17 protein-coding genes and 1 pseudogene are annotated in these 18,709 nt (G+C 50.5%); 3 read left to right on the plus strand and 15 right to left on the minus strand.

Features of this window, described 5'->3' with window-relative positions:
• Positions 1 to 57: 57 nt before the first annotated feature.
• The gene (locus tag KTH90_RS19035; RefSeq protein WP_238727266.1) at positions 58 to 687 is read left to right on the plus strand and encodes a TetR/AcrR family transcriptional regulator; all 630 of its coding nucleotides are present in this window, start codon (positions 58 to 60) and stop codon (positions 685 to 687) included.
• A gap of 80 nt (positions 688 to 767) precedes the next feature.
• Here KTH90_RS19035 and KTH90_RS19040 read toward each other — a convergent pair whose 3' ends face one another.
• The 8 genes from KTH90_RS19040 to KTH90_RS19075 form a co-directional block, all read right to left on the minus strand.
• Positions 768 to 2,615: a heavy metal translocating P-type ATPase gene (locus KTH90_RS19040; protein ID WP_408626299.1), complete on the minus strand. Its 1,848-nt coding sequence runs from the start codon at positions 2,613 to 2,615 to the stop codon at positions 768 to 770.
• 139 nt (positions 2,616 to 2,754) lie between these two features.
• On the minus strand, positions 2,755 to 2,973 hold the full coding sequence (locus KTH90_RS19045) for a cation transporter (protein WP_158353224.1): 219 nt from the start codon (positions 2,971 to 2,973) through the stop codon (positions 2,755 to 2,757).
• 345 nt (positions 2,974 to 3,318) lie between these two features.
• Positions 3,319 to 4,686 (minus strand): citrate/2-methylcitrate synthase, encoded by a 1,368-nt coding sequence (locus KTH90_RS19050; protein ID WP_238727267.1) that lies wholly within the window; start codon positions 4,684 to 4,686, stop codon positions 3,319 to 3,321.
• Positions 4,679 to 5,260: a TetR/AcrR family transcriptional regulator gene (locus KTH90_RS19055; protein ID WP_238727268.1), complete on the minus strand. Its 582-nt coding sequence runs from the start codon at positions 5,258 to 5,260 to the stop codon at positions 4,679 to 4,681. The genes KTH90_RS19050 and KTH90_RS19055 overlap by 8 nt, the downstream gene beginning before the upstream one ends.
• A gap of 345 nt (positions 5,261 to 5,605) precedes the next feature.
• Positions 5,606 to 6,502, minus strand: coding sequence for a glycyl-radical enzyme activating protein (locus tag KTH90_RS19060; RefSeq protein ID WP_238727269.1), 897 nt, complete (start codon positions 6,500 to 6,502; stop codon positions 5,606 to 5,608).
• Positions 6,503 to 6,510: 8 nt separating this feature from the next.
• Positions 6,511 to 8,916, minus strand: coding sequence for a glycyl radical protein (locus KTH90_RS19065; RefSeq protein ID WP_158353227.1), 2,406 nt, complete (start codon positions 8,914 to 8,916; stop codon positions 6,511 to 6,513).
• A 151-nt stretch (positions 8,917 to 9,067) separates the two neighbouring features.
• Positions 9,068 to 9,847 (minus strand): DeoR/GlpR family DNA-binding transcription regulator, encoded by a 780-nt coding sequence (locus tag KTH90_RS19070; protein ID WP_158353229.1) that lies wholly within the window; start codon positions 9,845 to 9,847, stop codon positions 9,068 to 9,070.
• Positions 9,844 to 10,212 carry a metallopeptidase family protein gene (locus tag KTH90_RS19075; protein WP_158353231.1) on the minus strand — a complete coding sequence of 123 codons (369 nt, stop codon included), beginning with the start codon at positions 10,210 to 10,212 and terminating at the stop codon, positions 9,844 to 9,846. Before KTH90_RS19075 ends, KTH90_RS19070 begins: the two co-directional genes overlap by 4 nt.
• A 327-nt stretch (positions 10,213 to 10,539) precedes the next feature.
• Here KTH90_RS19075 and KTH90_RS19080 point away from each other — a divergent pair, with 327 nt between their 5' ends.
• Positions 10,540 to 11,331 (plus strand): ZIP family metal transporter, encoded by a 792-nt coding sequence (locus KTH90_RS19080; RefSeq protein ID WP_158353233.1) that lies wholly within the window; start codon positions 10,540 to 10,542, stop codon positions 11,329 to 11,331.
• A 79-nt stretch (positions 11,332 to 11,410) separates the two neighbouring features.
• On the opposite strand, the gene KTH90_RS19085 is transcribed toward KTH90_RS19080, so the two are convergent.
• From KTH90_RS19085 to KTH90_RS19100, 4 genes are all read right to left on the minus strand, one after another.
• Positions 11,411 to 12,061: an ATP-binding cassette domain-containing protein gene (locus KTH90_RS19085; protein ID WP_158353235.1), complete on the minus strand. Its 651-nt coding sequence runs from the start codon at positions 12,059 to 12,061 to the stop codon at positions 11,411 to 11,413.
• The gene (locus KTH90_RS19090) at positions 12,051 to 12,794 is read right to left on the minus strand and encodes a hypothetical protein (protein WP_158353237.1); all 744 of its coding nucleotides are present in this window, start codon (positions 12,792 to 12,794) and stop codon (positions 12,051 to 12,053) included. Before KTH90_RS19090 ends, KTH90_RS19085 begins: the two co-directional genes overlap by 11 nt.
• Before the next feature lie 177 nt (positions 12,795 to 12,971).
• Positions 12,972 to 13,226: a hypothetical protein gene (locus KTH90_RS19095; protein WP_238727270.1), complete on the minus strand. Its 255-nt coding sequence runs from the start codon at positions 13,224 to 13,226 to the stop codon at positions 12,972 to 12,974.
• A gap of 287 nt (positions 13,227 to 13,513) precedes the next feature.
• The gene (locus KTH90_RS19100) at positions 13,514 to 13,978 is read right to left on the minus strand and encodes a hypothetical protein (protein ID WP_330656098.1); all 465 of its coding nucleotides are present in this window, start codon (positions 13,976 to 13,978) and stop codon (positions 13,514 to 13,516) included.
• Between the two features lie 318 nt (positions 13,979 to 14,296).
• Between KTH90_RS19100 and KTH90_RS19105 the strand changes: the two are divergent.
• Positions 14,297 to 14,998, plus strand: a pseudogene (locus KTH90_RS19105) (AAA family ATPase); the annotation flags it as partial.
• Between the two features lie 22 nt (positions 14,999 to 15,020).
• Here the strand turns inward: KTH90_RS19105 and KTH90_RS19110 are convergent.
• From KTH90_RS19110 to KTH90_RS19120, 3 genes are all read right to left on the minus strand, one after another.
• Positions 15,021 to 15,917, minus strand: coding sequence for a carbohydrate ABC transporter permease (locus KTH90_RS19110; protein WP_158353241.1), 897 nt, complete (start codon positions 15,915 to 15,917; stop codon positions 15,021 to 15,023).
• Between the two features lie 13 nt (positions 15,918 to 15,930).
• Entirely contained in the window at positions 15,931 to 16,908 is a 978-nt protein-coding gene (locus tag KTH90_RS19115; protein WP_158345431.1) for an ABC transporter permease, read from the minus strand.
• A gap of 66 nt (positions 16,909 to 16,974) precedes the next feature.
• Complete coding sequence (locus KTH90_RS19120) at positions 16,975 to 18,684, minus strand: extracellular solute-binding protein (RefSeq protein ID WP_238727271.1); 1,710 nt, start codon at positions 18,682 to 18,684, stop codon at positions 16,975 to 16,977.
• Between the last annotated feature and the right edge of the window lie 25 nt (positions 18,685 to 18,709).

The raw sequence follows: 18,709 nt of genomic DNA on the forward strand, positions 1-18,709 counted from the left end.
AAAAGGGCTGAACTACAGGTCAAAAACCAATTCCATAGATTCATGGAAAGGAGCCGTATGGAAAAACAAAAGATCCGGGAGCCAAGGCAGCAGCGCTCCATCGAAAAAAAACAGAAAATCGCGGAGGCCGGTCTGGAATTAATCTGTCAGAAAGGCTATTATCACACCAACACCGCGGAAATCGCCAAGCTGGCCGGAGTATCCACAGGCATCGTCTACAGCTACTTCCGCGACAAAAAAGACATCCTTCTGGCCGCGCTCCAGCTCTACTCAGATCAGATCACCAGTCCGATGTTCGAAACTCTCAAAGAAATCAAGACAATCGAAAACCTGCCCGAGCTTCTTAGCCGGATCATAGATTCCTTTGCCGACAGCCATCGGGAAACCAAATCCGCCCATGAAGAACTGGGCGGCCTGGCTCACACAGATCCCGATGTCTATGCCCTCTTCCTGGATGCAGAAAATAAAATCACCGCACAATTGACCGACATCATCACCAGCCTGTCCCTGGTATCCACGAACATCCAGGAAAAAGTCCACATGTCCTACCATCTCGTGGAAGACTACTGCCACGAGATCACCTTCCACAAACACGATTACCTCAATGCCCAGGCCCTGAAACAGGAACTGATCCGGACCCTTTTATTCCTGCTCTCCGACCATCCCACTGCCCCTCTGCTCCGCTAATACTCAAAACCAAACAATTGAAAATGCCGGCTGCACGCCGGCATTTTCAATGTATTCAGTGGCTTTTGCAGTCACATTTCTCATACTTCCGGCTGTGCGCTCCCCACCGTCTTAAGATCCGTCTCTTTCTTCTGTTCCGCTCTAAGGGCTCTGGTCGCATTCAGTATCGCTATGACGGACACTCCTACATCCGCGAATACCGCTTCCCACATATTGGCCACTCCGAAGGCTCCCAGGATCAGGAAGAATGCCTTAACAGCCAGCGCAAACACGATATTTTGTCGAACGATCCGCAGGGTTTTTCTGGCTATCCGTACAGCCACCGCGATCTTGGACGGTTCATCATCCATCAGTACTATATCCGCTGCTTCGATGGCCGCGTCTGACCCCATAGCCCCCATGGCAATACCGATATCTGCCCGGGACAGTACCGGCGCGTCATTGATCCCGTCTCCCACAAAGGCCAGCTGTTCTCTGCCATTCATGTTCTGCAGCAGTTCTTCCACTTTATCGACTTTATCTCCCGGCAGGAGTTCCGTATAAACCTGATCCAGCCCCAGTTTGGAGGCCACTTCCTCCCCGACTTCCCTTCGGTCACCGGTCAGCATCACGGTCTTTCTCACTCCCGCTGCATTGAGGGCGGCTATGGCCGTTTTGGCATCCTCTTTGACCTCATCCGCTATGACGATACTGCCTGCGAATTTGTCATCCACAGCCACATAGACCACCGTGCCGGGCGCTGAACATTCTTCATAAGGGATATCCATACGTTTCATCAGCTTCAAGTTTCCGGCTAAGACCCGGTGTCCGTCGACGACGGCAGATACTCCATGCCCGGGGATCTCTTCCACCTCCCCGATCCTTTCCGCATCCATTTTCCTTCCATAAGCTTCTTTTAAGGACAGGGATATCGGATGATCCGAATAAGACTCGGCCAAAGCTGCGTACTGAAGCAGCTCCTCCTCCTTCATCCCCGCCGGATGCAGCTTTGTGACTTTAAATACCCCCTTCGTCAATGTTCCGGTTTTATCAAATACAATCGTAGTCATATCGGCCAGCGCTTCCAGGTAGTTGCTTCCCTTTACCAGAATGCCGCATTTGGACGCGCCGCCGATTCCTCCGAAAAAGCTTAAGGGAATCGAGATCACCAGGGCACACGGGCAGGAAATAACCAGGAATATTAATGCCCTGTTCACCCAGTCACCCCAGGCTAATCCCAGAAACAGGGGCGGGATAACCGCCAGTAATAGGGCCGCGATTACAACCACCGGCGTATAATATCTGGCGAATTTGGTAATGAAATTTTCTGCTTTCGCTTTTTTACTACTGGCATTTTCCACCAGATCTAATATCTTGGCAACCGTCGATTCCTGAAACTCTCTGGTGACTTCGATCCGCAAAAGGCCGCTGGTGTTAATACATCCACTGATCACATCGCTGCCTGGAACCACTTCTCTTGGCACTGATTCCCCGGTCAGGGCCGAGGTGTCCAGCAGCGATGTCCCCGACGCAACCTTGCCGTCCAGCGGAACCCGCTCCCCGGCTTTCACAACGATGATATCGCCGATCCGGACTTCTTCCGGATCCACTTGTCTTAGCCCGCCGTCCTCTTCGATATTCGCGTAATCCGGTCGTATATCCATAAGCTGGGTGATGGACTGCCTGGAACGGTTCACCGCGTAACTCTGGAATAATTCTCCAACCTGATAAAACAGCATTACCGCCACGCCTTCTGAATACTCGCCGATTACCATAGCTCCCACGGTGGCTATTGACATTAGAAAGTTTTCATCAAACACTTCACCGTGCAGGATATTTCTCACAGCCTTCCACACCACATCTCCGCCTATGAGAAGATAAGGGATCAACATGATTCCTAACTGCCACCACATCTGCCATTCCTCAGGAATCACGGCCGGCGTTGGCATCAGCATAAAGACTCCAAGAAGTATTGCGCTTACGATGATTCGGGTCAACGTTTTTTTCTGTTTCTTCGTCATCTTTATCTTTACCTCCTATACCGCAGTTCCTGCGGCGTATCATCTATGAAACGGTTAAAAGTAAGCTTTACATTTGAATTGTACAGTCCGGTTCCACTTTTTTGCAGACCCTGACGACTTCCTTCATAATCTCCTGAAAACGACCGTCCTCTGCATCAATTACCAGTTTCTGGGTCATAAAGCTTACCGTCGCTTTATTCACCCCATTGATTTTATTGATCGCATTCTCCATCTTTGCCGCACAATTGGCGCAATCCAGATCCTTTAACTGATATCTTTTCGTCATAGCTTTCTCCTTCTTATGATATGTTTAATTTCCGCATTCATACGCTTTTCTTTCATATCAATTCATCTTTTCATATGAATTATTGTTCATATATTATATTATGCGACAACATGCTAAATGTCAATAGGAAAAATGAAAATTTTATACTTTTATCTGGGGGCGGGCCGAAAACCAGGGCGCAGCCCGCTAGGTGTCCGCTCTGTACGGACGTATCCTTTGGGGCGCCCGTACAGAGCGGACACCTGGCGGGCTGCGCCCTGGTTTTCGGACAGTCTCCCCATAGTAATAAAAAAGCCCCGAACACCTGCCGGTTCTTACACCGTGGTATTCGGGGCTGTATATTCATTATGGCCGTTTCGACATTTCTAGGTAGTCGGTGGGAGGAATCACGCTCTTGTACCCGGGACGGATGATCTTGTCCTGGTTGATCAGCTCTTCCATACGGTGGGCGCTCCAGCCTACGATTCTGGCGATGGCGAACATGGGAGTAAAGAGTTCTACCGGGATATCCAGCATGCTGTATATGAAGCCGCTGTAGAAGTCCACATTGGCGCTGACGCCCTTGTAAATATGGCGTTCCTCCGCGATAATCTGAGGAGCCATTCCCTCCACCATCTTATACAGCTGATACTCTTCTTCCCTGCCTTTTTCTTTCGCCAGTTTTTCCACAAAGCTCTTAAGCAGCTGCGCACGGGGATCGGACATGGAATACACCGCGTGTCCCATACCATAGATCAAACCCGCCTTGTCAAAGGCCTCCTTGTGCAGGAGCTTCCTTAGATAAGCGGCGACCTCATCCTGATCGGTCAGATCCTTTACCTGGTTCTCCATATCATCGAACATCCGCACTACCTTGATATTGGCGCCGCCGTGTTTTGGTCCTTTCAGGGATCCTAAAGCCGCAGCGATTACTGAATAGGTATCGGAACCGGAGGAAGTAACCACATGGGTTGTAAAACTGGAGTTATTTCCGCCGCCATGCTCCATGTGCAGGATCAGGGCCAGATCCAGCACCATCGCCTCCAGCGCGCTGTATTTCTGATCCGGGCGGAGCATTTTCAGTATATTCTCCGCGGTAGACAGTTCCGGAGACGGATTGTGGATATAAAAACTGTTATTGCAGTCATAATATCCATAGGCATGATAACCATAGATCGCCAGCATCGGGAACACGCTGATCAGCTTGATACACTGCTTTAACACATTGGGCAGGCTTAAGTCATCCGTATTGTCATCGTAGGAGGCCAATGTCAAGATGCTCTTGGACAATGTGATCATCATATCCGCGCTGGATGCTTTCATGATGACATCTCTGACGAAATTCTTCGGGAGCGTTCTGCTCTCAGCCAGGAGGTTCCGGAAGCCTTTCAGCTCCGTCTCATCCGGCAGTTTTCCGAAGATAAGCAGATATGCCGTCTCCTCATATCCCAGACGTTTCTGTTCGATGAATCCTTTGCACATCTCGGTTACATCGATTCCACGGTAACGCAGGACACCTTCGCAGGGAACCATCTCTCCATTGACATTCTCCTTGGATTTGATCGTCGAGATCCTGGTCAGGCCCGCTACCACGCCTTCGCCGTTGATATCCCGAAGCCCTCTTTTCACGTTATACTTCGTATACAATTCACTGTCTATCTTGCCATTTTCCCTGCATAAATCCGCCAGTCCGGCAAACTCCGAGTTATACTGTTCCATTCTGTAATCACCCATTCCTATCACCTCTCGTAGAATTATTTATCTTAAAGTCACCTCTGATAAAACCGCCGGTCAGCAGCCCATAGGCAACTTCAGAAATCTCATTCAAATTCAGATCCCTGTTATTCCGAATCCATGTAATCAATAGCTCATAGGTTACTCCAGCCGCGTAGGACTGGATATAGGGAATAATCCTCCCATCCGTATCTATACTCCGGGACCGGACGATCACCTTCTGATAGTAGGCCCGGCTCTGTCTCAAAAACAGATAACTTAGATTATTCTCCAGCAGCAACCTCAAAAACGGAGCGTAGGTCTCCCAAAAACCAAAATAGTAGTGAAGGAACTCCATCAGCCTCGAGCTGTCAAACTTCATTTTCAGGGAACATTGATCAAAGATCTCCCGGAGAAAATGCTCCAGAATTTCTTCCTTCGTATCAAAATTCGTATAAAATGTCTGACGGGATAATTCTGCTCGAACTGCGATATCCGATATAGAGATCTTGTCGAATGGTTTTTCTTCCATTAAAGAAATGAGTGCCTTCAGTAAACTGTTTCTGGAACGGATCTGTATCGGATTCTCTCCCATACGTCTCTTCCTTTCTTGTGTGCATGGCGCTACTTTAACTGTCATTACTTACGTATTATATCATGATTGCACAGCAATCATGATACCCTCCGGGGGATGCACACTCCGCGCCGGGGAAAGCGCTCCGGCGCAGATATAATGTCTGCCGACATTATATCCTGATTGCAAGCAATCATGATACCTCCGGGGGATGCACACTCCGCGCTAAGGAAAGCGCTCCGGCGCAGATATAATGTCTGCCGACATTATATCATAAAAACAAAACTTTTACAATTGTAAAACTACTGACAATTGTAAAAGTTCTATGAACAAATCCTGATATTTTTCTAAACTGAGAGGAATCTGTTAAACTTTCTGTGCCAAAAACACTTGATTCAGCTCCATCATGCGCTCTTCTGATAACTGTTGCACGTCTTCCATTGAATAGGGAATGCCGCAGGAACGGTATTTTCCGCTGCCGTACTGGTGAAACGGCAGCAGGCTTCTGGCTGTAATACCCAGCTGATCCAGTATGACAGCCATTTTACGTAAGGTTTCGGGCTTATCGTTCATGCCTGGGATAACCGGGGTCCGGACATGAATATTGGCGCCGGCTGTTTGAAGCTGTTTTAAGTTCTGAAGAATCCTCTTATTATCCACACCGGTCCAGCTGCGATGGATTTCCGAGTCCGGGCTTTTGAAATCATATAGGAACAGATCTGTGCAAGGAAGGATGCGGGCTATATTTTCCCAGGGCACATAGCCGGTCGTCTCGACGGCAGTGGGGATCCCCTCCTCACGGCAGGCTTGCAGCAGATGTTTTGCAAACTCCGGCTGCAGTAATGGCTCTCCCCCGGACAGGGTCACCCCGCCTCCGCTTCTTTCATAGAACATACGGTCCCTTCGGATCACTTGCATGACTTCCTCTACGGTTATCTTTTGCCCTTTGATCATCAATGCATCTGCCGGGCAGACTCCGGCTAATTTTATGGCTTCCTCACTCCCGCATTTCTGCCAATGGATGACCGGCCCTTGATCGGATGCGGTAATCTCACCGTTAGTCGAGGCGCTGACACAGGAGAGACACCGGATACACCGGGACTGGGAGTAGAAAAGCTGCGGCTTACTGCTCTGGGATTCCGGGTTGGAACACCAGCGGCAGCGCAGCGGGCATCCCTTCAGAAAGATTACGGTACGGATGCCGTCTCCATCGTGAATGCTGTATCTTTGTATGTCAAACACATTTCCTCTGATCTCTTCCATAGCTCCTCCTAACATCCTCCATGCACGGTTCTGCTGATGATTTCATCCTGGATATCTTTATCCAGCTCCACGAAGAACGCGCTGTATCCCGCAACCCGTACGACCAGACTTCTGTGCCGGTCCGGATGGACCTGTGCGTCCAGCAGTTTTTCCCGGGTCAGAATATTAAATTGGATGTGCATCCCTCCCATATCAAAATAGGTACGGATCAGATCGACCAGTTTCTGCCGGTCTTCCTCCGTTTTCAAAACAGACGGGAGGAATTTCATATTATAATTGACTCCGTTTAATGCCTGGGTGTGCAAAACTTTCGCTACTGATCTGGCCGCGGCCGTAGGACCGTGGGTATCCATTCCGTGTTTGGGGGAGATTCCTCCGTCCCCCAGCGGTGTGCCCGACAGCCTGCCGCTTGGGAGCGCGCATACCTGACGGCCCAGCGGCGTATTGGAGGAAAGGCAGAACAGGCCGGCACGGAACCGTCCGCCGCGCACTGTTGTTTTACCGTTCACGCTGTCGCAGTATAGCTTGCCCACATAGGCGGTCATGGCATCCGCCTCATCTATATCGTTTCCGTACTTCGGCGCCCGGTTTAAAAGAATCTGACGCAGTACCTCCTGATCCCGGAAATCAGCCTGAAGCGCCAGTGCCAGTGTACGGCGGTCAATTTGCTTCTCTTCATAGACCAGCTTTTTAATGGCGGTGAGGGAATCTCCCACATCGGCGATTCCCACCCCCTGCACGCCAATATAATTATACTTAGCTCCGCCTCTTGTACAGTCCTTTCCGTTTTCCAGGCACCCGTCCAGCAGCAGGGAACTGAAAATGTGAGGGCCATAATCTCCGATTAATTTCTCCGTACAGTTCAGGGAGCATACCAGCATGGATACGAAGTAATCAAGCTGTGTCCGAAAGGCACCCAAAAGTTCATCAAAGCTGGTAAAATCCACAAAATTCCCGGTTTTCGGACCCATCTGCGACCCTGACATCTGGCAGACCCCGTCAAACAGCGCCAGTTCAAAACATTTCGCAATATTGAAGAAACCCGCATTGGTGCTGCCCATGGTATTGCCGTAACCGGTGGGCTCCACACATCCCACGATCGCATAATCCAGAGCCTCTTCATGGGTCAGCCCATCTTTTTCCAGCGCTTCGATAATCAGGTCATCATTGAAAAACGGCATCTTCCCGCCTTCCTTTTTTACCAGAATCTCAATAACCCTCTTCACATACGCGTCAGGATTCTTTGCGGACACACGGATACTGGTATTGGGCTCCGAGTTGAACACCGACTCTTCCGCGTCCAGACACACATAGGTAAAATCGCAGACCGCGTTCTCCCCTTTTTCATCCAGGCCGCCCACTACGACGTTGCACGCGGTCGAAAATCCTCCGTTATTGCGCACGCTGGAATACGTCCCGGCCTTGATCACGTCGCTGTGCTTCACCCAGAGGGCCTCCAGAATCTCCCTGGCTTCCTCCCGTGTCAGGGTACCCGCCTGTATCTCCCGCTCATAATAAGGCCGGAAAAGCTGATCGATCCGTCCTCCTGAGATCGACGAGCCATTCTGATGGCAATAATCGATCAGCATAACAAACCAGTAAGATTGTACTGCCTCATGATAATTCCTGGCCGGATAATAAGGGACCTGGCTGCATACTCCCGCAATCAGTTCCAGTTCTCTTCTGCGTCTTACGTCCTTCTCCTGTTCTGCCATTTGTAAAGCCAGAGCGCAGTAGCGCAGCTGAAAGCTCTTAACTCCTTCGATACAAAGAAGGGCCGCCTGATAAAACTGCATTTTCTCCGCATACTCCGGATCACAGTAATCCATCTGCTCCAGATACTGCCGAATCTGCGTTTCTACCTGGCAGAACCCATAGCGCACGATCTTGCGTACATCCGGCAGATAATGGCCGTGCCCGCTGCGTGTACGGCTCAAGGGGTTAAATACCCGATACGGGGAATCCAGCACCTCCAGAATCCTGGGTTCAAAATAATGCCTGGACCGCTCCCCCGTATTGATGGTTTTCCAATAAGGGAAAATCTCATTCAGCAGATACTCTTTATCCGCCTCTGCAATCTGCAGGGTATCCACCTTGCGCACCGGCATCAAATCCAGTTCCTTTCTGTCAAACATGCCATACTCGGGAAATACAGGGGCGCACCTGGGCTTCGATGCATGGTTCCCCACGATCAGTTCCTCCTGATCGATAAATATGGTCATATTCTCCAGCAGGTATCGAAGCGCCTTTGCCCGCCGCAGAATGTAGGGTTCCCCCTCTGTCTGCCGGTAACTTTCCGTAACCAGCCTGGCCCGCTCCACGCAGATGGCGGGCTTCACTCCACGCATCCTTCCATTTAAGAACTCCGTCCGCTCTGCCCGTGACAGGCCTTCTGGCAGCCATTTTTTATCCATAAAAATTCCCCTTTCTATGTGAAACGGATCTATACTTTTCCTTTTCCTATCCTGATCATAGCATCCTCCGGTATCCCCCACAATGCCGGGACCGCCTCTATTTCCCCCAAATAAAAAGAAACCGAAAGTAATCCTTTGATTTCTTTCGGTTTCAGGAAATAACTACCGGTACCAGTTCCCGCATACGGCTGCAGTACGCCCGGTCCGCCCCGCCATCCGTAATAACCATATCGACCATAGAAAGCGCGCACACCTCCGACAGATACTTCTCCCCGAACTTCCCGCCGTCCGCCAGCAGAACCGTCCGATCCGCGCACTTGCGCATGGCCTTTTTTATCATCATCTGGGGGTAACCGATCACGGTAATCCCCGCCTCCACATCCACCCCGTTGGCTCCCATAAACAAGACATCCGCGTGATACTCCAAAACTTCCCTCTCTCCGGTCTCACCGGCGGTGGCCGCCAGATTCCCGAACACCTCCCCGCCGATCATAAACAGTCTCACATGCTCCAGATTCATCAATTCCCCCGCCGCGATCACAGAATTCGTTATCACCGTCAGCGGCAGCCCTTCTTCCTCCTTAATCAACTGCACCAGATACAGGCAGGTAGAAGAATCATCGATCATAACCGTTTCATGGGCCCGCAGCTCCCGGTAAGCCCTTCTCGCAATGGCAATCTTAGCCGCAGCGTCCCGGTATACCGTCTCCCTGGTATCCTTCCGGTAAATACTGTCCCCGGCCTTAACGGCTCCTCCATGCACTCTCCTGATCAGCCCTTCCCCTTCCAACAGAGTCAGATCCTGACGGACCGTCACTTCCGACACATGCAGGTTCCTGGCCAGATTCGAGATTCTCACGCACTGCTTCTCATCCAGTTCCCTTAATATATAAACCAGCCGCTCCTGCCGGAAATTCCTCTCCGCAGTCACTGCCCATTCCCCCTCTCCTTATATCTGGCGATCTGAATCGCATCCTCGATCTCCAGATCCTTTTCTCCGGCCAGTGACTCCAGGTGATGTCTGAACTCATGCAGCACCGTTTTACGCACCCTCCGCCGAAGCGCCTCCTCCGTCATATATCCATAGATCTGCATAAAAGATCCATAATAGATCGTGATGAACCTCCCCAAATACTTATCCCTGTGATACTCCCCCAAAATACACAGCTCCTCATTCCTGCTCTGGGGATGCAGCTTGCGCTCCGCCTTCAGCACAATACCGCCATTCAATTCCTCAAAAAATTCCTTCGGCATTTCACCGGCAATCTCATTCAACATATCCGAAAAACGATCCATATCCAAGCAGTGTTCCTCACTTTTCGCTTTGCAATCTCGGGTTTCTATTTCTGTATAGTATAGCATAGATTGGTTGTTTGCAAAAGAGGGGGCCGGGGAGCCCTGCAGAAACGGGAGACAAATCGCTTTCTTTCGGCCCCCTCCGCCCAGGCATCCCTTGCGTCCGACCGCTCCGGTACTTTGAAATACATCCTTTGCAATACGTCCTTTGCAAATACCATCCCCTTGTATATTTTTAAAAAACAGGTTAAAATAAAGAAAATCCGGTATACACTTTGATAAAATAGTCCGGATTCTATACTTTACTTTGAAAAGGGGGATTTCGTTATGCAATCTGTATTGTGGGCCGCTGGCGGTACTGGGTTTACTTTTCTTATGACCAGTCTGGGCGCCGCTATGGTTTTCTTTTTTCGTAAGAAGTCGAATGTAAATATACAGCGCGTGTTTCTGGGCTTCGCTGCCGGCGTTATGATCGCGGCATCGGTTTGGTCTTTGTTGATTCCAGCTATTGAGGAGGCCGAGGCGTCCGGTATGATCGGATGGATGCCGGCTGCGGGGGGATTTATTCTGGGTATTGCGTTTTTGATGCTGATGGATAATCTTCTGCCTCACCTGCACCCGGATTCGGCAGCGCCGGAGGGACCTTCCTCCACCTGGAAGCGGACGACTCTGTTAGTCCTGGCTGTGACTTTGCATAATATTCCGGAAGGAATGGCAGTAGGTCTTTCTTTCGCGCTGGCCGCACAGCACGGCAATGATCCCGCGATGTACGCGGCTGCTATGGCTCTGGCCATCGGGATCGGTATCCAGAACTTCCCGGAAGGCGCGGCGATCTCGCTGCCGCTTCGACAGGAGGGCGTCTCCACAGGGCGAGCATTCGTATATGGCAGTTTGTCGGGCATCGTGGAACCGATATTCGGTATCCTGACGGTCCTGATCGCCGGGGGGATCCAGCCGCTGATGCCCTGGCTGTTGTCTTTCGCCGCCGGTGCCATGCTGTATGTTGTGGTGGAAGAGCTTATTCCGGAGGCACATCTGGGCGAGCATTCCCATGTGGGTACCCTGGGCGTCATGGCAGGGTTTCTGGTTATGATGATTCTCGACGTGGCTTTGGGCTGAGGCTTACAGGTTTCGGCCCGGTATCAGCCGGCCGGCACCGTTTCTTTTTGATTACCGGTCGTCCGGGTTCTCTCGTTTATCAGGCGCCGGCCGATAGTTTCCCTTCTAACAGATAGTAGATCTCATCGCTTAATTCTCTTAGAAAGCCTTCATTCCGGTCGCTTAATAGGATCAGTGCGTCCCGCTCCCTGGCTCTGCGGATCAGATCCATCAGCATATCCACACCTCCGGGATCCAGCTCCGAAGTGGCGCCGTCCAGCAGCAGGATCTCCGGCTGTTCCATAAAAGCGGCCGCGATCCCCAGCCGCTGGCGCATCTGGGATGTATAGGCCCCATAGCGTCTCCGCTCCTTGCTTCCTAATTTCACAAGATCCATCATCTTCCGGATGTTTGTATTGGATATCTCCTGCCTGACCGCTGCAAGCAGCTGCAGATTCTGGAATCCGGTATACTCTGCCAGAAAAGCAGGCCTGCCGATCATGACTCCTATGCTGTCCGGCTGCATGATATCGGTTCCCAGTAATTTTTGATTAATCCGTATACTGCCGGCTGTCGGGCGTACCAGACCGCACAGCATGCTAAAAAATACAGATTTCCCGGACCCGCTGTCGCCCTGTATTCCATATACTCTGCCGCCTTCAAAGTAAGCATTTGCCCCGTCTATCACATTCTGATTATGCAGCACTTTCGTCAGCTGCTCTATCTCGATTTCCGTATGGTTAATCTTCATCCATCCTGCCCCCTTCTTCCAGCACGTCAATGTGTTCACCACGATATACGCACACCGACAGCGTCACCGCGAAGAGAAGCAAGGCTTCCCCCAGCAGTATTCCCTGGAATATAAGTGCCGCGCTGTCACCGGCTCCTGCCGATACCAGGTGGGAAAACAGTTTCGCATTGCCCAGGCGGCACAGCAGATAGAACAGTCCCGGAATTGCTATAGCCGCCGCCATATTTTTATAAAACATGGAGATCATCAGGCCGAAACCGGCCATCAGGCCGCTCAGGTTCCATTCCCCGATAAAGTACAGCAGCACGCTCAGAATGAGATTTCGTCCGAATCCCTGCGTGCTCAGGTCCAAATAATGCCATCGGATTCCATAATCAGCGGCCAACTGTATCGTTAACGGTACCGCGGCCACAAAACCACTGGTCAGAAACATGACCGCATATTTGGCTAATATGTAATTTCTTCTGCCTGTACGCGTGATGATCTGCTTCCAGTATCCGTGTCTGGTTTCCGCCAGATAGGACCAGCCGTAAGGACACATAACCAGCAGTGAACTGATACTGCGTGTAATCAATAATCCTGTTGGGCCGCTGCCTGCGGCGATCCCGTTTTTGCAGAACCAGAACTGATAACTGCATTGGATGGCAGCAGCTGCCAGCACAAAACCAAAGGTTAACCACAAGTATCTGTTTCTTACCGCTTTCAGAATCTCTATTCTCAAGAGTTTTCCCAACCGGCTCCCCCCCTTTTTCAGGTAACGAACATAATTAGGGATATTATAACAGAAACCTGTGTCTATTTTGTATCCGATTTGTTATCATATTTTAGCCGAATTCTTATAATTTCCTCTTTTTGTGCGTATTTCTTCACATACAGGTATGGGTGAACACTTTGTTCAACCTTTCCTCTTTTACTGACCCTGGACCGGCATCCTCTTCTGAAATGTTTCCTTCCAGGATTCAATATTTTCCGCATCAAACTTAATCGGCGGTCCTACGATGACTTCGCTCCCCCCGTCCAGACAGGGTTGGATCTCATAGCTTCCCATGTCCGCCGGATTCCACAGATACAGATAGGGACATACCGGATCTTCCCCTGTAATATAATCCGCCATTTCATTGGGAAGCCCCAAGCCGGACGAGGAATACATACTTACCTTCTTCATGGGCATCCTTGGTAAAAACGAGGAAATCAACCGTACTGTTTCGGATTTGTAACTTGTTATCTCCAAAAGCAGGCGTTATTTTATCAGCCATAATCCCGTCCCTTCCCATCATTTCTTCTTATCCTTCGCCCGGCTCTTGTAGACATTATGCTTATTTTTACATTGCGGGCTGCAAAATACGGCGCTGGGCCTACTGGCTACAAAGGCTTGCAGGCAATGTTTACACAGTCGGATAGGTTTATCCGTGTCCGTCAGCATGAAACTGAACATCATCTGCATAGCGAGTATCAGAGAATGAAAATCCAGACGATGGTCGGCTTATCCAGCAGGGCGATTCTATAAGTCGGGGCATTGCCGCCAAAGGCTTCCATACCCTGCTGCATCAGCAGTCGCTGCTCCGGCTGCATAATATCATAGTCCTCGTAGAAAATCACAGAGGTCCGGTAGCTAAAGGCAATATCCTCAAATTGCTGCTTAATCCATTCATACCGTTCAGCGTACTCCCGCTGGAAGTTCATGTTGACAGCCATAGGCTTATCGCTCACGGTCATGGCAAGTGCAATCATCACACGGTCGTTGCTGATGTTCCACATGGACTCCACGCCCCGTTTGACCACATCCGCCTTATCAAAGGGGAAAAACAACTCCAGATACTTCTTCGTGGACATGGTTTCTTCCTTGATAAAATGATTTTTCGGCAGATAAACCGCTTCGTAATCTATGAAGTCGGGTGTGGTTGGCAGTGCCGTCATCAAGCCCAACAAACCATATTTGACCGCAAACTGCTGGATTGCCCTCGTGGAACTGAATAACCGGACAGCGCGCAGGAACAGCCGCTCCTTGTTGGCGCTTTTCCTATCTTTTTCATACCATTCATGGTAGAATAAGCATAGAAAATGTCAGAAAAGAGGCGTGCAGATGAGTGATGAAACAGTATGGCTTTCCAGAGAACAAATGGCTGAACTGTTCAAAGAGACAGAAGTGTAATTGGCAAGCATATAAAAAACATTTTTGATGAAGGAGAATTACAAAAGGAATCAGTATGGGCAAAATTTGCCCATACTGCCGAAGATGCCCGCACCGCCTTGAATACGCTGGAAATGGCCGTGATCAACGGGGATATTCAGGGTACGGAAACCGTGGTCACCCCGGAGATCCTGGAACAGTGCATCAGCCGTAAGTCGCTGCTCTATGATAAAAATGGAGAGGAACATTATAACCTGATCTCCGCCCTTCACAAATCCATGCGCAATTCCGACGTTCAGGCCGCGGTCTACTGGCTGGCCCGTATGCTGGAGGCCGGGGAGGACCCGCTCTACGTGGCGCGCCGTCTGATCCGTTTCGCCAGCGAGGATATCGGGATCGCGGACAGCCGCGCGTTAGAGATCGCCGTGGCCGCCTACCAGGCCTGCCACTTTAACGGGATGCCCGAGTGCAACGTGAATCTGACCCACGCAGTTACTTATCTGACGCTGGCTCCCAAATCCAACGCGCTGTACGTGGCCTACGAAGAAGCCAAAGCGGACGCGCTGCAGATGCTGGCGGAGCCGGTACCCCTGCAGATCCGCAATGCCCCCACGAAGCTGATGCGCGATCTGGATTATGGCAAGGGTTACCAGTACGCCCACGATACCGCCGAAAAACTGACCTCCATGGAGTGTCTGCCGGATTCCCTCGCAGGGCGGAACTATTACCGTCCTACCGGCCAGGGAATGGAGGCTGAGGCAAAAGAGAAAATGGAACGCATCGGGGAGCTGCGGAAGCGGCTGTGACGCTGCGGAACAGGCGGTATACTCATCCTTTTACGGAGCCGATCATCATACCGGTCGCGAAATATTTTTGCATAAATGGATAAATACACATAATGGGAAGCACGGCAACCACCATAGTCGCCAGTTGCAGCGTTGTGGAGCTGACGCCGCTTACATTAGCCAGATCTGCCACACCGGAGCTTGCGGCCATATTTTCCATGGTCTCCTGCGCCTTTATCATTTTCACGAACAGATAAGAGAGTGTGTTCAGACTCTCATTTTTGACATAGAGCATGTTATCGTACCACGCGTTCCAGTTGAATACCGCGGTAAACAGCCCTACTGCCGCCAACACCGGTTTGGACAGCGGCAGCACGATGCGCGTATAGATGGTAAATTCCCTGGCGCCGTCTATACGCGCCGACTCAAACAAGCTCTCCGGCAGTCCCTTAAAGAAAGAAATAAATATCTGGGCATAAAACGCATTGAACACCCCTGGAAGGATGTACACCAAAAAGTTGTTGATGAGCCCATAGCTGCGGATAGCAAGGAAAACGGGAATGATGCCGCCATTAAAAAACATGGCGATCAGCAGCAGTATCATATAGAATTTGCGAAGTTTCAGATAAGATTTGCTGGCCGCATACGCGAACATAGAGGTGACCAGCAGGCTTAGGGCGGTGGACAGCGCCGTACGGGCCACCGAGACGCCAAAGGTCCGCCAGATAGACAAATTCTTGAATACCTGGGTGTAATTCGCCAGTGTGAATTTACGCGGCCAAAAGTAAATGCCTCCCATCATTGCGTCTTTTCCGTCGTTGAAGGATAGAACGACCGCGTTCCAGAACGGAAACAGCATCACAAAGGTAAGTAACGCAAGTATCAGGTATATCATCACATCCGGCAAACCAAATTTTTGCCAGCTCTTTCGATTATTCATATAGGCTCCCCCCTTAAAAATAGCTCTCGCCCGTGGTCAGCTTACTGATCGCGTTGGATGTCACCAGCAGGATAGACGCTACGATAGATTGGAGCAGGCCGATAGCCGTCGCGTAGGAAAACCGCCCCATAGAAACTCCCATTTTCAGCACATACGTATCCAGGATCTCTGAGCGCGGCTGGTTTAAGGAATTCATCAGGTTGTAACTGATGTCAAAGTTGGAACCACCCCGCAGCAGATTCCCTACATTGATAATCAGCAATATCATCACCGTCGGCAAAATCGCAGGCATGGTGACATGCAGAATCCGTTTGAACCGGCCCGCCCCGTCAATTACCGCCGCCTCCGTAACTTCCTGGTCAACGTTAGCCATGGCCGCCAGATAAATAATGGACGAATACCCCAGGTTTTTCCAGACGTCCAGCGTTATGGATATTCCCCAGAACGCTTCCGGCTTCCCCAGGAAAAAATAGGGGTCTTTTAAAATTCCGGCCGATACCAGCAATCCATTGATAAAGCCATTGGGCGACAGCCATGTCGTGGCCATAAGCGCGACTACGGACCAGGCCAGGAAATACGGAAAGTAGCTGATGGTCTGAACCGTTTTCTTGAACTTGGTATGTACCACCTCATTCAGCAGAAGGGCAAAAATAACCGGCAGGGGTATGGTGAAAAAAGCTTTGATAAAGGAGAGGCCCACCGTATTCCAGAGCACGGGAAGCACATTGGGGTCCGTAAAAAACATTTTAAAATGTTTCAACCCCACCCAGGCGCTTCCCCAGATACCGGAATTTAGTTTATAATCCTTGAATGCGATCTGCAGGCCAAACAGAGGGATAATCGCGAACAGAGCCAGCGCCAGCAGCGCGGGCACCACCATCAGCTGTAATTCCCATTGACGTCTCAGTTGATGCCAGAAGCTTTGTTTTTTAGCTTTCGGCAGGTTCTGCTTTTCTGCGGTTAGGCCTTCCTTCCCATTTTGATGTTTCATGTACGCTAACCTCCTACTTTCGTTCCCTGCCCGGTATTTTCGGGCCGGGAACGTTTTAAGTTATGATTATTGTCCGATACCAAGCGATACCCAGTGATCATAGTTCGCCTGGAAATATTCGCAAAGGGTGTCCACTCCGGAGTGCTTCATATCACTGATAAACTTATCATAGGCGGTCTCGAAATCCGCTTCTGTTTCCGCCACGCATACCGCGGCCGTCCCCGCTGCCCAGGTGCTGTAGATCTGTTCCCGAAGCGCCAGCTCATCCGTGTTCGTCAACGCGTAGGTCAAATCAGAGAGCATTTCATTCTGCTGATGGGGAGTCATCACCTCAAAATCCTTCAGCATTCCCGGGTAAGCGCTGTAGGTATTATGAGCTCCATACACAATCGCCCAGTTAGAAGTAAGCCACGCGAAATTGTAGTTATAAACTCCCAGCTCCCGCTGCAGTTTCTCCATACTTTCCGCCTCGGTTTTTATTTTCAGTTCCGTCTCCTTCGGACGGCCGTGCTCATCCGGTTCCCAGGTAAGTCCTTCCGTGCCATAACGCTGCAGGATCTGTCCCTCGTCTCCCATAAGAAAATCAATGTATTGGATACACCGGTCGGGATGTTCCGTATCCTTTGTGATAAAGACGCCCTGATAGCCGGTACTGTAATAATCGTCATGGATCTTAAGCTGATCGGCGGAACGCCCGTCCGGCATAGGATATTCGATCGTCTCAAAGTTCAACTCGTTGACCTTGCCCGTACCTTGGAGCAATGCCCAGTAATAGCCCCAATAACTGAGCATATCCTGATCCGCGTATGCCGCCTTTTTCTGGTCGTTTTTGAATGCCCACTGCTCCGGATTAATCAGGCCCTTCCGGTACCATTCGTTATAAGTTCGGAGCGCTTCTTTATAATAGGGCTGCATGAACGTCATTTCCACCTTGCCGTTGGAGTACTCGAAATGGTCATTGGTCGCCCCATACATACGGGCCAGCAGATTCAGCATGGAATTATGACTCCAGGGCGTGGTCGGCGCATAATCATAGATGGGATTGTTGATTTCGGGATGTTTATCCTTCATCTGCACAATTGCATCTGTATACTTGTCAAGCGTGCTTATATCGGGCCTGCCGATCTCATCGTAATACTTTTTATTCATGGAGACGCTGATAGATCCCCGGCTGTTCAGTATCTGGTCACCATATCTGTTCTCATCCCCGAAGAAACTGACGGTACAATAAAATTTCCCGTCGGGTTCCGTATATATTTTATCCATATTTTTAGGCATGATCTCGCCCAAATGGGGCGCGTACTGTTCGATCAGATCGTTGTACGGCAGCACAAATCCCTGATCCACCAGCAGCGGACGTACCGGTCCGTTCGCCGGTGTTATGATAAAATCCGGAAGCTTTTCGCCGGAGGCCAGCATCGTGTTCAGCTCCATATTATCTGTCGTGGTGGCGTACTGGATATCCAGCGTGACGCCGGTCAGCTCCGTAATCTTTTGGGAGGTGGGATCATCGCCCCATTTCCAGTCCGTGGGCATCATCACGCTATTTATAAACGCAGTAAGGGTGACCGGTTCCTTGCTGTACTCCGACGTGTCAGCGGCGGCAGAATGCCCGCCGGCGTCGCCGGCAGTTTCCTGCTCACCGGCAGCGGCCTCCGGCAAGTCCTTTCCTGCCGGTACATCGGTATCGCTGCTCCCCCCGCAGCCGGCCAGGCTCAGCGCCAATAAAACCAGAGATAGTGTACAGGCAACAACTCTTTTCATTTTCCTTTTCATCCAATAATCCTCCTTGTCACACATA

The organism is Diplocloster modestus (assembly GCF_019042245.1).
In the GTDB taxonomy this organism is placed as follows: domain Bacteria; phylum Bacillota; class Clostridia; order Lachnospirales; family Lachnospiraceae; genus Diplocloster; species Diplocloster modestus.

Coding starts and splice junctions, on each gene's coding strand:
- KTH90_RS19035 (WP_238727266.1), top strand. CDS start 58: ATGGAAAAACAAAAGATCCGGGAGCCAAGGCAGCAGCGCTCCATCGAA.
- KTH90_RS19040 (WP_408626299.1), bottom strand. CDS start 2,615: ATGCCAACGCCGGCCGTGATTCCTGAGGAATGGCAGATGTGGTGGCAG.
- KTH90_RS19045 (WP_158353224.1), bottom strand. CDS start 2,973: ATGACGAAAAGATATCAGTTAAAGGATCTGGATTGCGCCAATTGTGCG.
- KTH90_RS19050 (WP_238727267.1), bottom strand. CDS start 4,686: ATGGGTGATTACAGAATGGAACAGTATAACTCGGAGTTTGCCGGACTG.
- KTH90_RS19055 (WP_238727268.1), bottom strand. CDS start 5,260: ATGGGAGAGAATCCGATACAGATCCGTTCCAGAAACAGTTTACTGAAG.
- KTH90_RS19060 (WP_238727269.1), bottom strand. CDS start 6,502: ATGGAAGAGATCAGAGGAAATGTGTTTGACATACAAAGATACAGCATT.
- KTH90_RS19065 (WP_158353227.1), bottom strand. CDS start 8,916: ATGGATAAAAAATGGCTGCCAGAAGGCCTGTCACGGGCAGAGCGGACG.
- KTH90_RS19075 (WP_158353231.1), bottom strand. CDS start 10,212: ATGGATCGTTTTTCGGATATGTTGAATGAGATTGCCGGTGAAATGCCG.
- KTH90_RS19080 (WP_158353233.1), top strand. CDS start 10,540: ATGCAATCTGTATTGTGGGCCGCTGGCGGTACTGGGTTTACTTTTCTT.
- KTH90_RS19085 (WP_158353235.1), bottom strand. CDS start 12,061: ATGAAGATTAACCATACGGAAATCGAGATAGAGCAGCTGACGAAAGTG.
- KTH90_RS19095 (WP_238727270.1), bottom strand. CDS start 13,226: ATGAAGAAGGTAAGTATGTATTCCTCGTCCGGCTTGGGGCTTCCCAAT.
- KTH90_RS19100 (WP_330656098.1), bottom strand. CDS start 13,978: ATGACGGCACTGCCAACCACACCCGACTTCATAGATTACGAAGCGGTT.
- KTH90_RS19110 (WP_158353241.1), bottom strand. CDS start 15,917: ATGAATAATCGAAAGAGCTGGCAAAAATTTGGTTTGCCGGATGTGATG.
- KTH90_RS19115 (WP_158345431.1), bottom strand. CDS start 16,908: ATGAAACATCAAAATGGGAAGGAAGGCCTAACCGCAGAAAAGCAGAAC.
- KTH90_RS19120 (WP_238727271.1), bottom strand. CDS start 18,684: ATGAAAAGGAAAATGAAAAGAGTTGTTGCCTGTACACTATCTCTGGTT.